8 protein-coding genes are annotated in these 14799 nt (G+C 58.8%); 6 read left to right on the top strand and 2 right to left on the bottom strand.

Translation table 11 applies throughout. The features are described from left to right. Positions 1-81 precede the first annotated feature (81 nt). On the top strand, positions 82-975 hold the full coding sequence (locus V6582_RS19665) for an alpha/beta hydrolase (RefSeq protein WP_156633367.1): 894 nt from the start codon (positions 82-84) through the stop codon (positions 973-975). Here V6582_RS19665 and V6582_RS19660 read toward each other — a convergent pair. Next, complete coding sequence (locus V6582_RS19660; RefSeq protein WP_349508902.1) at positions 972-2213, bottom strand: GGDEF domain-containing protein; 1242 nt, start codon at positions 2211-2213, stop codon at positions 972-974. The genes V6582_RS19665 and V6582_RS19660 overlap by 4 nt on opposite strands. Positions 2214-2767: 554 nt before the next feature. On the opposite strand from V6582_RS19660, the gene tpiA reads away from it, so the two are divergent. The 5 genes from tpiA to V6582_RS19635 all read left to right on the top strand — a co-directional run bounded on the left by tpiA (position 2768) and on the right by V6582_RS19635 (position 7929). Then, positions 2768-3538: a triose-phosphate isomerase gene (tpiA, locus tag V6582_RS19655; RefSeq protein ID WP_156633371.1), complete on the top strand. Its 771-nt coding sequence runs from the start codon at positions 2768-2770 to the stop codon at positions 3536-3538. A gap of 97 nt (positions 3539-3635) precedes the next feature. Beyond that, positions 3636-4040: a preprotein translocase subunit SecG gene (secG, locus tag V6582_RS19650; RefSeq protein ID WP_156633373.1), complete on the top strand. Its 405-nt coding sequence runs from the start codon at positions 3636-3638 to the stop codon at positions 4038-4040. A gap of 115 nt (positions 4041-4155) precedes the next feature. Then, positions 4156-5793: a CTP synthase gene (locus V6582_RS19645; RefSeq protein WP_081341883.1), complete on the top strand. Its 1638-nt coding sequence runs from the start codon at positions 4156-4158 to the stop codon at positions 5791-5793. A 187-nt stretch (positions 5794-5980) separates the two neighbouring features. Further along, positions 5981-7021 (top strand): serine hydrolase domain-containing protein, encoded by a 1041-nt coding sequence (locus V6582_RS19640; protein ID WP_234889784.1) that lies wholly within the window; start codon positions 5981-5983, stop codon positions 7019-7021. Then, the gene (locus tag V6582_RS19635; RefSeq protein ID WP_156633375.1) at positions 7018-7929 is read left to right on the top strand and encodes an agmatinase; all 912 of its coding nucleotides are present in this window, start codon (positions 7018-7020) and stop codon (positions 7927-7929) included. Before V6582_RS19640 ends, V6582_RS19635 begins: the two co-directional genes overlap by 4 nt. Before the next feature lie 99 nt (positions 7930-8028). Here the strand turns inward: V6582_RS19635 and V6582_RS19630 are convergent, their stop codons facing one another. Next, positions 8029-14796 (bottom strand): hypothetical protein, encoded by a 6768-nt coding sequence (locus tag V6582_RS19630; RefSeq protein ID WP_156633377.1) that lies wholly within the window; start codon positions 14794-14796, stop codon positions 8029-8031. Between the last annotated feature and the right edge of the window lie 3 nt (positions 14797-14799).

The raw sequence follows: 14799 nt of genomic DNA, 5'->3' as shown, positions 1-14799 counted from the left end.
ATTCAGCCTGTTTTCAAGGAAAACTTTTGCGTTTCTCGTGACGGCGTGGCAAGGCTGCGCCGTTAAGGAGACCTGATCCCGATGCGGATGTCCACAGTTCATTTGTTCGCCCCCGTGGTTCTGGCCGCTCTCTGCTCGGTTGCCAGCTCTTTGCCTGCAACGAGTGCGCCTGCCTTTAGCCTCAAACCGTTCAAGGACGAGCTGTTTTCCGGCCAGACGGTGCTGGAAAGCCGCGACAAGGGTGATTTCCAGACCATCGACTATCAGGAAATGCGCGACATCAATGGTCGCGACGAAATTCCCGAGCGCCGGGTGAAGTCCTTCTACGTTTCGCTTGGTGTGCGTCACCAGCAGAAGGATGAGACGCTGGATCTCGGTGATGCCGGCAAGCTGGATGTGACGAGGACCGGACCTGCCGATGGTGCGGCATTCACGGTGATCTTCATTCATGGCCGGGGCGGGGACCGCCGCCTTGGAGCCGATGACTACAAATTCGGCGGTAATTTCAACCGGCTGAAAAATCTCTCCAGCGACAATGGTGGAACCTATTACGCACCTTCCGTGCGATCCTTCGACCAATCGGGGGTGACGCAGGTCGCGGCTCTGATCGATTATGCCTCAGCCCATTCCGGTGGGCGACCGGTGGTGTTGTCCTGCGCGTCCATGGGCAGTTTCATCTGTTGGGGCCTGACCCGTGACGAGCGAATCGTTGCGAAACTGTCCGGCATGGCCATTCTGGGTGGGGCCAGCGATCCGGATTTTACCGCCAGTGCGGCCTTCAAACGCAAGCTACCGATGTGGTTCACCCACGGCAGCCGTGATAGCGTCTATGCCGCCGGTGACCAGATCGCGCTTTACGAACGTCTGCACCGCACCGGTTATCCAACCCGTTTCACGTTGTTTCTAACCGGTTCTCACGGGACACCAGTGCGCATGACCGACTGGCGCGCCGTGCTCAACTGGCTGATCCGCTAGAATCTGCTGTTTTCGTCTGCCATTTGGGGAGCGCCGGGTGTCACTTTTCCCTGGCAAATTCCAGATCGAGACTGCGTTGATCCGCTCACGCAAACTCGGTTGCGCCCGCTGCGCTTTGCCTCGTAAAGGGCCGCGTCGGCGCGGTTCAGCAGGTCTTCCAATGAAGCTGTTGCCGTAGAGCCAGCCGCCACGCCCAGACTTGCCGTTGTCACCTGGCCCCTGCCTTTGCCCAAATGCGGGATGTTCATGCACTCGATGGCCCGGCGGATGGCTTCTGCTATCGCACACGCGGCCTCGACATCGGTATTTGGCAGCAAAACGAGCATTTCTTCGCCGCCGTAGCGGAAGGCGAAGCCTTTTTCACCGGCATTGTCGCGAATGCATCGGCTAACGGTGCGCAGACACTCATCACCTTCCAGATGGCCGTGCACATCGTTGTAAAGCTTGAAATCATCGATATCGAGCATAATGGCGCAAACATGTGTTGCCGGCGATTTGCCTTTCCACATGTCGGTCGCAACCTGCACCAGCGAGCGTCGGTTCAGCAGCCCGCTCAACTCGTCACGGGCGGCATTATGCTCCAATTGCTGTTGCAACAGGCCAGCCCGCAGCCGGTTTAGGAAATTCATTCGATCGGCATGTTCGAGAAAATAGGCGCTGAGCGCCAGGAAAATCGCGATCGTGATGTAAAAACTGGTCAGCCCGCTATAGGTGATGTCGTCGAAAGAGCCGTTCAGCTTTGCGGTTTTCAGCAGCACGCCGCACATCAGCGTCAAGCCGATCACTACGATATGAAACCGTGGCCGTAGCGCAATGACGAAGAACAGAAAGGCCGCGACATTGCCGTTCTGATAAACAAACATGTACGGACTTTGGCTGTAGATTGCGACCGACATCGGCAAGAGGATGCTGAATGTGCCTATTCCCAGCGATAGAAGTTCGTAATTCAGGGCCGTGCGCCAGCGCCTGACGGCAAACACGCTGATAATTGCGAAAGGCGTGAATATCCCGAACCGTACGATCAACAGTTTGTCGAACACATCGGCCATCATCGTCGCGTCACCGATGAAAACGGCGTCGTAGATAAGCGTGCCGACCACCGCCCAAAAGGGTGTCAGTTTGACCCGATTGGCGACATATTCCTGAAGAAACTCCGCCTCTACGGCAGGGCTGAACCGCAACGCCTTGAAGCCGCGGGCGATTTGCCGGTCGATGGCTTCAAGGGATACGGTGGCCATTGCGGCTCTCCGATTGGCTAAGGGGAAACTAGCTTTCCGCATACGCCGAAATACCGCTTTGGAGAAGCGCCATCATCGAGAAACGTCAGAACAATTTAAAAAGTTTTGCGAAGACCTAATCGCCTACGCAGACAGACCAGGATTGGGTCTTGAGACTATTGAAGTAGACGGACCCTAAGCTTTTACTGCTGTCGTTTTTCTTTTTCGGAAAATTCCGGCTCCGATTTAACCTGAAAAACTCTATTTTAATCCCTAAAATCACAGGGTTAAGTTGCCATCCTGCATGAATTAACGGCATGTTGCATTGCAACTTGCCTTTTTTGCCGCCACGTCCTTTTATAGGGCGTCTATAGCCTGTCGCGTTCAACTGGAATCAGTTGAGCGATAACGGACATGCGAAAAATAAATCAAAGCGCGACACCGTTGAATTCAATGGAATATGCCGCGCTTTAATGTGGAAGATTATTGTTTGTGATTTCCCTGGTGTCGGTTGAGGCGCAAAAAAGCGGTGTCCGATGGATCAGGGTCATGGAATCAGGGTGGGTTGGATCGATATGACACCAGATGTACGTCCGCTTGTTGCGGGCAATTGGAAGATGAACGGAACCCGCGACGCGCTGGATCAGATCAAGGCGATGGCCGAAGGCGTGAAAGGCCCGCTCAGCGAGAAAGTGGACAGTCTGATTTGCCCGCCTGCCACGCTGCTTTACGTGGCAACCGCGCTTTGTGACGACAGCCCGCTGCTTATTGGCGCGCAGGATTGCCATCAGAATGCGTCTGGTGCCCATACCGGCGATATTTCGGCGGAAATGGTAGCCGATTGCTTCGGAAGCCATGTCATCGTCGGTCATTCCGAACGCCGTACCGATCACGCAGAAACCGATCATCTGGTGCGCGCCAAAGCGGTCGCGGCCCATGCGGCGGGGCTGACGGCCATCATCTGCATCGGCGAGACAGCCGATCAGCGCAAGGCGGGACAGACGCTGGATATTCTCAAGCGCCAGCTTTCCGGTTCCGTGCCGGACGAAGCGCTCGCCGAAGACACGGTTATTGCCTATGAGCCGGTGTGGGCGATCGGCACCGGGGTGACGCCAACTATTGCTGACGTGACCGAGGCCCATGCTTTCATGCGGGCCGAGTTGACGCGCCGGTTGGGCAATGAGGGTGCTAAAATGCGAATCCTCTATGGCGGTTCCGTCAAGCCGTCTAATGCACGGGAACTGATGGGCGTTGCCAATGTGGATGGCGCGCTGATTGGCGGCGCAAGCTTGAAAGCCGCTGATTTCCTTGCCATATACGGTGTCTATTCGGATTTGACAGCCTGATCTTTGTTGAAAAGGGCTTTCTTTGCGGCGGCTCCTCGTGTAGAGAGCCGCCGAATGTTGTTTTGACTTGGCCCTACGTGGGCAGGATGGATCGTCCATGCAGACCGTACTGATCGTCATTCACCTCATAATCGTGATTTCGCTTGTCGGCGTCGTGCTGATCCAGCGGTCCGAAGGCGGCGGGCTTGGGATCGGCGGCGGCTCAGGCTTCATGTCCGCACGCGGCGCGGCCAATGCCCTGACCCGGACAACGGCTATTCTGGCGACGCTGTTTTTCATCACGTCGCTCGGACTTGGCATCTTGTCGCGGTTCGAGGCAAAGCCGACCGATATTCTCAATCGTATTCCGGCTGGCCAGCAGGCACCTTCAGGCAATATTCTTGACCAACTGCCTGGCGCACCGGCGACAGCTCCTGCCAATAGCGGTGCGCAGGCACCAGCCAATGGCGCTGCGACAACGCCCGCACCGGCCCAGCCCGGCGCAGTTCCGACCGGCAACTGATCGGTCTGGTTCGTCTTCGCTCCGGCGGACTTAAACAGTCCGCCGGTTTTTCTTTGTGTGTATTGTCGCCGGTGTAAAAATAACGCTGGCGGAATCAGAATCGAAACGGTATCCGGTGAAGCCCATGGCGCGATATGTATTCATCACAGGCGGCGTGGTTTCCTCTCTTGGTAAGGGAATAGCGGCTGCGGCACTCGGGGCTTTGTTACAGGCACGTGGTTATCGCGTGCGGCTGCGCAAACTGGACCCCTATCTCAACGTTGACCCGGGCACCATGAGCCCGACTCAGCACGGTGAAGTCTTCGTCACCGACGACGGCGCCGAGACGGATCTCGATCTCGGCCATTACGAACGCTTCACGGGGCGCTCGGCCACCAAGACCGATAACATCACCACCGGACGGATCTACAAGAACATTATCGACAAGGAACGGCGCGGCGATTATCTCGGCGCAACTGTTCAGGTCATTCCGCATGTCACCAACGAGATCAAGGATTTCATCGTTGAGGGCAATAGCGACTATGATTTCGTGATCTGCGAAATCGGCGGCACAGTGGGCGACATCGAGGCCATGCCTTTCGTGGAAGCCATTCGCCAGTTGGGCAATGAGCTGCCGCGCGGCGCTGCGATCTATGTGCATTTGACGCTGATGCCTTACATTCCAGCGGCTGGCGAGTTGAAGACCAAGCCAACCCAGCATTCCGTCAAGGAATTACAGGCTCTCGGTATTCATCCTGATATTCTGCTGGTGCGTGCGGATCGGGAAATTCCCGAACCAGAACGTCGCAAGCTGTCGCTGTTTTGCAATGTCCGTCCGTCGGCGGTTATTCAGGCGCTGGATGTTGCCAATATCTATGACGTGCCCATGGCCTACCACAAGGAAGGGCTGGACAATGAAGTCCTGGCTGCCTTTGGCATCGAACCGGCTCCCAAGCCACGTCTCGATGCCTGGGAAGAGGTTTCCAACCGCATCCGCACCCCGGAAGGCGAGGTTACCATTGCCATCGTTGGCAAATATACCGGCCTCAAGGATGCTTATAAGTCGCTGATCGAAGCGCTTCACCATGGCGGCATTGCCAACCGGGTGAAGGTCAAGCTTGAGTGGATCGAATCCGAGGTGTTCGAGAAGGAAGACCCGGCTCCTTACCTCGAAAAGGTCCATGGCATTCTGGTACCCGGCGGCTTTGGCGAGCGTGGGTCGGAAGGCAAGATCCTGGCCGCGCAGTTTGCGCGTGAGCGCAAGGTTCCTTACTTCGGCATCTGCTTTGGTATGCAGATGGCTGTGGTGGAAGCCGCCCGCCATCTGGCAGGTATCGAACAGGCCTCCTCGACTGAATTTGGTCAGACGTCGGAACCGGTCGTCGGCCTGATGACCGAATGGATGAAGGGCAATGAGCTTGAGAAGCGTTCTGCTGCCGGTAATCTTGGCGGCACCATGCGTCTCGGAGCCTATAAGGCTGCGTTGAAGAAAGATTCGCGGATTGCCGACATTTATGGCTCTACCGAGATTTCCGAGCGTCACCGCCATCGCTACGAAGTGAATGTGGACTACAAGCAACGGCTGGAAGATTGCGGTCTGGTGTTTGCAGGCATGTCGCCTGACGGCCTTCTGCCGGAAACGGTGGAATACCCCGATCACCCATGGTTCGTCGGCGTGCAGTATCACCCGGAACTCAAGTCCCGCCCGCTGGACCCGCACCCGCTGTTCAAGAGCTTCGTGGAAGCGGCTCTGGAGCAGAGCCGGCTGGTTTGAGGCCTTCAGATCATCAAGACTATGCAAACAAAACCCGCCGCAAGGCGGGTTTTGCTTTTCGAGGGCGTAAAAGATAAAATCGGTTCGGAAGAATGTCATTGCTCCATCGCAAAATCCTGTACTGCATTCGAGCATTGGCAGCAGAATGCGTATCGAATTTGCGTGATAAGTGCGGAACCTGATCTGGATGCTCAAACGTTTACTTTTCCAAGCTTCACTGACTCTGTTCATGGCGCTCTCCCTGGGAAGTGCCCATGCTCAGCCCTGGCAGAGTATTGATCCGGGGGTAGCTGGATGGAATGTCGACAGGCTGAAAGCCGCTCAGGATTATTCCACTCGGTTGAAGCCGACCGCCGTTATGGTGGTTCAGGATGGAAAGGTGATTGCTCGTTGGGGTGACGTTTCGCGCAAGGTGAACGTGGCGTCGATCCGGAAGAGCTTGTTGAGTGCGCTCTACGGAATAGCCGTATCCGAGGGCCGCATAAACCTCGAGAATACACTTGAAAATCTGAAGATTGATGACAAGCCTCCCGCCCTTACCGCGGCAGAAAAACAAGCGACTATCCGTGACTTGCTGATGGCGAGATCAGGAATTTATCATCCTGCGGCCTCCGAAACCGACGAGATGCGGAGCAAACGGCCAGAACGTGGAAGCCATGCACCGGGCTCGTTCTGGTGGTACAACAACTGGGATTTCAATGCCCTCGGCACGATCTATCGCCAGCAGACAGGCGAGGATATTTTCCAGAGCTTTGCGCAGCGCATTGCTGCGCCGCTCGGCATGGAGGATTTCTCGGTGCGTGACGGCCATTATATAAATGTTGCTCAGTCGGAGCATCCTGCTTTCCCGGTCAGTCTCAGCGCCAGGGATGCCGCCCGTTTTGGTCAGCTTTATCTGGATGGCGGTCGATGGAACGGCAGGCAGGTGATTCCCGGATCATGGGTAAAGGATTCCACAAAGCCTTACTCCCAAACCGATCGGGGAAGCATGGGTTATGGTTATCTGTGGTGGACATTGAACCCTGCCGTATTCGGGGAAGGAGCGGCTCTGGCATCCGGCTATGGCGGTCAGGCTATAGCAATTATCCCTCAAAAACGTTTGGTCGTCGTGCAGGTTGTCGACGCTTCACAAAATCCCAAAGGCATTCGAACAAGCCATTTCGTGACCATGCTGCAAATCCTCGCGACGGCTGCTCCTTTGGGCAATGAACCAGGATCTAGGAAATGAGCGCAAATCCTTCCTTTCTTGGCTTTCCGTTGCGGCTCTCGGAGGGACGCAAACCCGAAATCGTGATTTTCGGAGCTGCTCACGGCAGCACCTATGCAGGACGGGATAGCGGCGGTCACGCCTTGGCTCCGGATGCTATCCGCGTTGCCAGCCAGGAAGATGCGGGATTGATCGACCATTGGGATTTCGATCTCGGGGGTCTGCTTTTCGATAACAAACCGGCTTGCTGCATCGATGTCGGTAATATCTCGACGATCATGCACGATAATCTTGGCAACAGAACCAAAATCGAGGCGAAAACACGGGAGATCCTGGCATCTTCGGCTGTTCCAGTCGTGTTGGGCGGCGATGATTCCATCCCGATTCCCTTTGTCTCAGGCTTTTCGCAGCACGGACCTGTTTGGGTCCTGCAAATCGATGCCCATATTGATTGGCGCGACGACATAGATGGCGAACGCTATGGCTATTCGAGCCCGATGCGCCGGATCAGTGAAATGCCGCATGTCGCCGGTATCGTGCAGGTCGGCATGCGCGGCGTCGGTAGTGCAGGTATTACCGAAATTGAGGCGGCGCAGCAGTATGGCAGTCGCATAATAACCTCTCGCACAGTTCACGCTCGGGGTATCGAAGCCGTGCTCCAGCACATCCCGGAGGGCGCACAAACCGTCATTACTCTCGATTGCGATGGTCTTGATCCCTCGGTCATGCCGGGTGTCACGGCACGGACGCCTGGCGGTCTTACTTACATCCAGGTCATCGACCTGATCGCGGGTGTAGGCAAGCGGGGCAGAATTGCCGGGTTCGATCTTGTCGAACTCTATCCTCCCGCTGACATCGATAACCTCTCCGCTTTGACCGCTGCACGTCTTGTCGTCAATGTCATTGGGGCCATCATGCGGCAGGAATGAAAAGGTCTGCCGCTAAATTATTGAACTTTATAAATACAAAACCCCGGAGTTGCGCTCCGGGGTTTTGTTCATTGTTGATATTCTGGCGTCCAATCGCTGTCAGCTAAACCGGCCTGCGGCATGCGCGAGCATGGTATAAACCTTGCCGGTATCCGAGGTCAGGTAGGACTGGGTGATCGACTTGTCGCGGTCGGTGCGGGCCACGTCGGACAACAGCTTTTCGAAATCGGCGATATAACGGTCGACAGCGGTGCGGAATTCCGGCTCGCGGTCGTATTTACGCTTGATCTCATCAAAGGTCTGCTGACCCTTCAGCGTGTAGAGGCGACGGGTGAAGACGTCGCGTTCGCCGCGCTGGTAGCGGCGCCATAGATCGACTGAAGCATCGTGATCGATAGCCCGGGCAATATCGACCGAAAGTGAATTCAGCGATTCGACCATATGGCGCGGGTTGCGGCTGTCATTGCTGCGCGGTGCTTCTCCAGCTGGGCGAGCGGCGCGGGCAGGTGAGGTGATCGTCTGCTCCTCACGCGAAGCGCCTCGCAACAGGTCGCTGATCCAGCCGCCGGAGCCTTCGCCAGCAGGTGAGGCAGGCTGTTCGCTTTGCAGGCTGCCACGCAGGCCAAGCGGGCTGGCGGCAGGGCGTGGAGCCTGCTGGACTGGTGCCGCCGAAATTGCCGGACGGGCAGGCGCGGAGACCGGAGCCGGTGCGGGCTGTGGCGCTGGTGCCGGGGCCTGAACCGTCGGCGCTGGGCGAGCCGGTTGTGGCTGAACAGCAGCAGGGGCAGGCGCGGCAGAGCGAGGTGCTGGTGTAGAAATTTCCAGCTGCTGGGCGCTGCGGCCCACCAGTTGTGAAATATCCTGCAAGGCCTTGATCTGCTCGGCAACGGCACGACGCATGGCGCCGGCGCTTTCCTTGGCTTCTTCCGGCAGGTCGAAGGCGCCACGCTTCAGTTCGGTGCGGGTCAGGTCGAGTTCCTGGCGGATTTCCTGGGCCGAACGACGGATCTCGTCGGTGGCGCCGGAGAAGCGGCCAAGCGCATCCTCGACAGCCGACCGCACGGCTTCGCGCATCTGGTTGGCCGTGCCATCCGATTTCTGACCGGCCTCTGCCAGGATGCGGTCGACATCAGCGAGCGACGACGACAGGCCACCGCGCAGGCGGTTTGCCAGTTCGCTGGAGCGCTTTTCCGCATCACCCAAGGTGCGCTCGATGGCGCGGGTGGCGTCTTCGCCAGCCGAGAGCAGTGAATCACGCATGGAACCAGCCGCGGACTTGGCTTTCTGTTCGGTCTCTCCGAGGATCTGGCCGATATCCGCAAAGGATGTTTCAATCCCCTGACGCAGGTTTCCGGCCACCTGGCTGGAGCGCTGTTCAGCCTGGCTGAAGGCGCCATCGACCATGCCGGCCAGCGACTTCATGGTATTCTCGATCTCTTCCGACCGCTTGACGATGCCGATGGAAAGGTCGCGCAGGGCCTGCTGACGCTCTTCGAGAGTGCCCGCAAGGTTGGACTGCGCAGCTCCGAGCAATTCGGACGCCTGACCAAGCACTTTCGCATGCTCGCCAAACCGGCCGACAATGCCCGTCACCTGAGACAGGGCCTGGTTGGAGACATTCGACAGCCGCTCCAGATTGCTTTCCAGCAAGCGGCCAGAGGTCGCCAAGACATCGGCGGCCTTGTCTGTGGTCGCAGCCAGCCGATCTGTCGTCGCGCCAAACTGGCGGTCGGCATTGGCCATGGACTGGGCTGCCTGTTCAACGACGGCGTGCAGCGTCTGGTTGGTTTCGCTGATCCGGTCGATCATTTCGCCAGCGCTGGATGTCAGGCTGCTTTCCGCAGCATTCATCTGGCGAGCGGCTTCGGCGGCACGGGCTGCCAGAGCATCGGCCAGCTTGGCGTTTTCCTGGCGCAGGCTGTGGGCGCTCTGGTCGGCGGCCTGGGCGATCCGTTCGACGGCATCGCGGCCAACCTGGGCGTATTGCTCGACAGTCGGCTTGGCTTTTTCCTCGATCAGGCGTGCCAATTCCGACGTGCGACCTGACAGCATCGAATTCAGCTCGCGGGTGCGCTCGTCCAACGTGGTGCGGATGGCATTGCCACGGGCGTCCAGCGCCTTATCGACGCTGTCGAGGGCGTCGGTCATGTCGCCGGTCGTTGCAGACAGCGCGGCGCGGATCGCCGTGGCGCGTTCTTCCAGGGCCTTTTCGGCATCGGTCAACGTGCCGGCGATGGCGCCCGCCTTGGCAGTAATGGTGGCTTCGGCCGCCGAAACCTTGCTGACGATGGCATCGCCAGCGTCCGAGAAGCTTTGGGCGATCTGCGCGCCCTGGCCAGCGAGCCGGTTCTGGGTATCGGAGATCCGGCGTGTGAGGTCTTCCGCCTGTTCGCGAACCGAACGGGTGAATTCCTCGTTGCGGGCATTCATGGTCTCGGAGAATTCCTGGCCGGTCCGGCCCAGCAATTCGGCGGATTTCTGCGCCTCACTGTCGATCTCACGGGTGGCGCCGATAACGGCCTCGCGCAATGAAGAGGCGAGACCTGCGGCCTTGCCCTCGATCGTGTTGTTCACATTCTGCAAGCCGATATTCAGCGCGCGGTCCATGGTCGACAGGCGCTCGTCGATAACAGACGTGCGGCTGTCGAAGGTATCCGTGACGCGCTGCGTGGCGTCGCCCAGCGTTTGCTCGATCCGCTGGGTGGCATCCATGGTGACGCGCTCCAGGTCGGAAACCTTTTCGGAGAGTTTGGCGGCAACATTGTCACCGGCATTGCTGACCTTGAGGTCGACGCCTTCGAGGCTGCCCTGAATACGCTGTTCGAGACTGCCGAGGCTGGTCTCGATCCGGGCGCCGGTTTCGGACAACCGGTTGGCGACGCCGTCCAGCGAGCCTTCGACCCGTGTGGAGAACTCTTCCGCCGTGCGGCTGATTTCGCGGGCAGCCTGACCGAATTCTCCGGCAATGGCGCCAGCCGAACCGCGCAGCCTGTCCTGAAGATCACGGCTTGAAGCGTCGATGGTGGCGCGCAGATTGTCCTGCTGCTCTTCCAGCGACATTTCCAGCATGCCAGCGCTGGCGGCAATCGATGCGCCGATAGCCATGCCCTGTTCATTCAAGGTTTCTTCCAATCCGCTGCGTGCATTCTGCAGGGCATTGGTGATGGCATTGCCACGCTCGTCCAGCGTCTGGCGCAGGCGATTGTGATTGTTTTCGAACGTGGTTTCCAGCTGAGAAACGCTGCCGGTAATGTCGCTCTCGATCCTTGAGACGCCAGATCCCAATACCTGCTCAACCCGGTCGGTCGAGCGGCCAAAGACCTGTTCGACGCGGTCTGTGGATTGGCCAAGGGTTTCCGTCAAGCGGCTGGAATGGGCTTCCAGTGACTGTTCAAGGCGGCCCTGGTTTTCTTCATAGGCGGCCCTGATATCATCAGCCTTGTTGCCGAAGGCGAGCGCCATGCGCAGATCGGCTTCCGTGGCGGTATCCATCACCTGGTTGATACGGCTGTCGAGCATTTCGGCCAGACGTCCGTGATTTGCCTCATAGGCTTCACGGATCTGGTCGGCCTTGGCGCCAAGCGCCTGCTGGACACGGCTATCGGCAAAGCCGACAGTTTCGATCAACTGGCCAAGCTTGGCATCAATGGTTCCAGCCAGTCTCGCTTCGCTGTCTTCATAGACCGAGCGGATCGAATCGGCCTTGCTGCCCAGGGCGAACTCAATGCGCATATCGGCTTCTGCCGCCACATCGCTGAGTTGCTCGACCTTGCTGTCAAGGGTCTGTGCAAGACGGGCCTGACCCTCCTCATAGACGGCGCGGAGCTGGTCAGCCTTGGAGCCGAAGGCTTGCTCGATACGGCTGTCGGCATTGCCGAGTGTCTCGGTCAGAGCGCCGAGCTTGGCATCGATTGTGCCGGACAGCCGTGTTTCGCTCTCCTCATAGACAGCGCGGATCGTGTCCATGCGATTGCCGAGCGCCAGTTCAATGCGCATGTCGGCATCAGAGGCGGCGTCGCTGATCTGTTCGATCTTGCTGTCGAGCGTGCGGGCAAGGCGTGCTTCGCTTTGCTCATAGGCCGAGAGAACCTGATCGGCCTTGGTGCCGAACGCCTGTTCAATACGGCTATCGGCATTGCCGAGCGTCTCAGTCAGGGCGCCAAGCTTGGTATCGATTGTGCTGGCCAAACGGCTTTCGCTGTCTTCGTAGACGGCGCGGATCGTGTCCATGCGGTTGCCAAGCGCCAGTTCAATGCGCATGTCGGCTTCGGATGCGGCATCGCTGATCTGTTCGATCTTGCTATCGAGCGTGCGGGCAAGGCGTGCTTCGCTTTGTTCATAGGCCGAGAGAACCTGATCGGCCTTGGTGCCGAACGCCTGTTCAATACGATTATCGGCATTGCCGAGCGTCTCGGTCAGGGCGCCAAGCTTGGCATCGATTGTGCTGGCCAAACGGCTTTCGCTGTCTTCGTAGACGGCGCGGATCGTGTCCATGCGGTTACCAAGCGCCAGTTCAATGCGCATGTCGGCTTCGGTCGCCGCATCGGTGATCTGGTCGACCTTACCGTCGAGCGTCCGGGTAAGGCGCGCTTCGCTTTCCTCGTAGGCTGCACGGATCGCATCTGCCTTGTTGCCGAAAGCAGCCTCAACGCGGCTATCGACGGCAATGGCCGTCTGTTCGAGTTGCTCGACCTTAGCATCGAGAACCGAGGTCAACCGCTCATGGTTTGTCTCATAGGCGGCGCGGATCGCATCGGCCTTGTCGCTGAGCGCGGCCTCAATGCGGGCGTCGGCACCGTCGGCGGCCTCTATGATCGTCTGCGCCTTGCGGTCCAGCGTGTCGGCCAGACGGCTTTCGGAGGAGGTGACGGCTTCGACAATGCCGGAAGAGGCGTTTTGCAGCAGGTTGGAAATGCGATCATGGCTGCCGGTGAGCTGGTTGATCACGGCTTCAGAGCGGCTGCCCAGCGTTTCGTCAAAACGTGTCTGGCTGGTATTGAGGGCTTCGGTCAAGGCTGTGCCACGCTCGGCCATGATCTGGTCGATGCGGTTCTGGGCGTTGGAAATGGTTTCGTCCAGTTCGCGGCGGCGGCGCTCTAGGGCCTCAGCCAGTTCCCGTGAATGGCTGGAAAGGGCTTCGGTCAGGGCTTCCTGATTGCCGCCAAGGGTTGCCGCCAGCGCAAAGGACTGATCGGTCATCGTATTGCCGAGACGGTCGATCGAGGTGGTCAGCATCCCGTCAATGGCTTCCGAGCCGCCCGCCATGGTTTCGTTGATGCGCAGCAGGCTTTCATTCAGCTTGCTGTCAAGCGTGCCGGCACGCTGGTCGAAAGCGGTGGCGAATTCGGTCATCCGGTCGTCGAACGTGGCGTTGATCTGACCAATCGTCGCCTGCATCCGGTCTTCAAACAGCCCGGAGCGAATGTCGATATCAACAAGCGCATCTTCGGCATTGGTTTGAAGGCTCTGGCGGAAGGAAACAGACTTTTCTTCAAGAGAGGCGTTGAGGCGAGACAGCGCGCTATCCAGGCTGCCGGTGATCGACGCTTCGCCATGGGTGAAGCTCTGGGCGATTTCGCGGGTGCGGGCGACCAGAGTTTCATTGAGCTGGCGGGCGCGGTCGTTCAGCGCCGCATTGAGCTTTTCGGTATTGGCATCGAGCGTCGAGGCGCGGGTCTCGAACTGGCGCAGGATTTCTTCGCCGTGGCTGGACATCGAGCCGGTGAGGGCCTGCAAACGGGTGTCGAATTCGCTGGACAGCGAGAATCCGGCGGCGCCCAGCGTCTGAACCATTTCGTCGGTCTTGGCGGTCAGCAGAGATCCGAGCGTCGTGGCGGCGGTGTTGGATTTCTCCATGATCGTTGCTGCGCGCATATCGATCATCGAGGCAAAAGCCTCGCCGGATGTCGCCAGGCGGATGCCGATTTCCTCTGTCGCCAGCGACAGGTCTTCCTTCAACTGGTCATGGGCACCGACGATAGAAGAGCGGATGCGGTCGGCATGGTTGACGATGGCGTCGCGTTCCGCCGACAATTCCTGCACCAGGCTGCGGACCCGAAGCTCGTTATCGGTATAGCTGCGCTCCAGCGCTGTTACCTCGGAATGAACCAGGGTCTCCAGCTCGGTAGCGCGGGCGATGGTGCGCTCGATGCCCTCGTTCATCGCCGAGACTTCGCGGCGCACGGCCTGGCCGACCGACATGATACGCTCGGAGGCGACGGTTTCCGGCTCGGACAGGCGCAAGGCGACTTCTGCCATGGAGCGGGCGGCATTACGCATGTCCTGCGCCCGCGACATCATGATGGCAAAGGAGAAGAACACGAAGATCGGCAAAATAGTGCCGACGAGAATGGCGATAATGCCCGGATTGGCAAAAATGGCGGCCACGCCGCCGCTCCAGATCTGGGAGCCATAGAGCAATTGCGACAGAGCCAGGCCGCCGGCGCCCCAGAGCAGCGAAACGATGGTGGCATTGCGCAGCGCGCCGCCCATCGATCCGCCGTCAAGCGATTTCAAGACAGCGGATGAACTGCGGCGGGATGCATCGTTGGCAGGCGCAAGGGAAGGGGATCTCGGCGCGGGATCGGTGGGCGTAGCGGAAGCAGGTTTCGGGGCCTTGGCGGCTTTTGCCTGGGCGGCGGCCCGCAACCGTTCTTTTTCATTGGCTGTCGTATCCGCTTGCGGGGCGGATGTCCGTGGAGCAGGCTTGGTCTGTCTCGGTGTGTCGGACACTTTTGCCTCCGCCGCTACAGGCGCGGGGCTACGCACTGGCGTATCGTCTTCTTCCTCGAAGTCGATCCTCAGGGCTGCCTCGAGGGCCTGGAAAGCGCTATCGTCAATCGACTCGCTTGTCTTTTTGGTCGCCATAGG

It is taken from the genome of Agrobacterium vitis (assembly GCF_037039395.1).
GTDB classification, from domain to species: Bacteria; Pseudomonadota; Alphaproteobacteria; order Rhizobiales; family Rhizobiaceae; genus Allorhizobium; species Allorhizobium vitis_E.
Note: the sequence above shows the minus strand (reverse complement) of the source record. Positions and strands in the feature narration are given on the sequence as shown.